General features: G+C 64.5%; 1 protein-coding gene. It reads right to left on the bottom strand.

The features are described 5' to 3' along the window. Positions 1–313 precede the first annotated feature (313 nt). Positions 314–1,429, bottom strand: a complete 1,116-nt coding sequence (locus ET21_RS0119060; protein WP_030092861.1) for an IS110 family transposase — start codon at positions 1,427–1,429, stop codon at positions 314–316. Between the last annotated feature and the right edge of the window lie 79 nt (positions 1,430–1,508).

Here is a 1,508-nt window from a genome sequence, read left to right as displayed (position 1 = left end):
GCTCTCATGACTGCCGTCCGAGACGCTGGCCGAGTTTACTCCTTCGCTGGCCGCTAGACCAGCGGTCGCATTGACCTTGGCGGGTGTGCCGCGGGCGCCTGATCGACGACGATTGATCACGCTCTCATCCGCGGGTTGGTTACCGCACTACCCGTATCCGTCGCTGGGCCTATCCTCCGTCTAAGTTCGGGCGTCGGACGAACCTGCCCCACCGTACACCGTGGATTGCCCATCACAGTCGGGTGCCCGCGGCACGCCGGCCAAGGCTATGCAGGTGGTGTGCTGGCGCCTCCTCTCACTGCTGTTTGGAAGATCAAGCGGCGACCGCCGGTGGTACGCGTCGGGCGATGTCCCAAGCATAGCCGACCAGTTCACGCGCAATCGCGGTGGTCACCTTGGGCTGGGGCTTGCCTGCGGCCGCGAGGCGACGGTAGCGCTGGCAGAGACGAACCTGCGCCTTCCATCCAATCGCCTGGATCTCTTCGGGTAAGTCGATGACGCGCTCACGATAGCGGCGTTCCTCGCGAGCGGGCAGTCGATACGACCAGCCAGCCTCGATCAGCATGGTGCGTGCCTGCGCGTTACCCGCGCGCGTGATCCGACCACGCTTGGTCCGGGCACCGCTGGAATGCTCGGACGGCACCAAGCCGACATAGGCCATCAACTGCTTGGGATTGTCGAAGCGGGTCAGATCACCGACCTCGGCGACCAGCGTCGCGGCGCTGACCAGCCTGATGCCGCGCAGGACCTGAAGATTGCGGACCAGCGGCGCGAAACGCCATGCATCCACCGCTTCGCCCAGCGCCGCCTCGAGCCGTCCAACCCGCGCCTGCGCCTCCAGGACCCGCTTCTGCATCTCCTCGAACGCCAGCTGCTGATGGGGGAAGTCGAACCGCTGTTCGGACAACCACCGCCAATACATCTTCGTCCAGGCCGCCTTGCCGCCGAAACGACGATCGTGCCGCAGCAGGAAGCTACGCACGGTCTGTTTGGCCCCGGTGGCATCTTCCTGTGCGCTGCGTCGGGCGCGGATCAGATCACGCACCGCCTCGTGCGCCTCGTCCGGAACCCAGATCGCGGTAAGCTCGCCGGCACGCAACAGTCGGGCCAGGGTCATTGCGTCACGCCGGTCGGTCTTCACATGATCACCTGGCCGTCGTGGCATCATCGAGGGAGCGATGACGATACAAGCCTGCCCCAGTTTCGTCAGCAGCCGGTGCAGGCCATAGCCGCAAGGACCAGCCTCGTAGCAGACGCTCAACCTCACGCCCGGCGCCGTCAGCCGCTTGACCAGCTTTCTGACCGCATCGTCCTCGTTGGCAACCGTACCGACGAAACGCACCTCGCCTCCGCGCTCTTCATCGGCAACTGCGACCGCGATGGTTTCCTTGTGCACGTCCAGACCGACGTATTTTACTGTCTCCGTCATGACTCGCCTCCAGTGCTGACAAATCCATCGTCAGCATCTCAGATTTGAGCCCTCGAGGCTCCGGCAGTCATGGGGTCTA

The organism is Sphingobium sp. DC-2 (assembly GCF_000722555.1).
GTDB classification, from domain to species: Bacteria; Pseudomonadota; Alphaproteobacteria; order Sphingomonadales; family Sphingomonadaceae; genus Sphingobium; species Sphingobium quisquiliarum.
The sequence above is the reverse complement of the archived record's forward strand: the minus strand, read 5'-3'. Positions and strand labels throughout refer to the sequence as shown.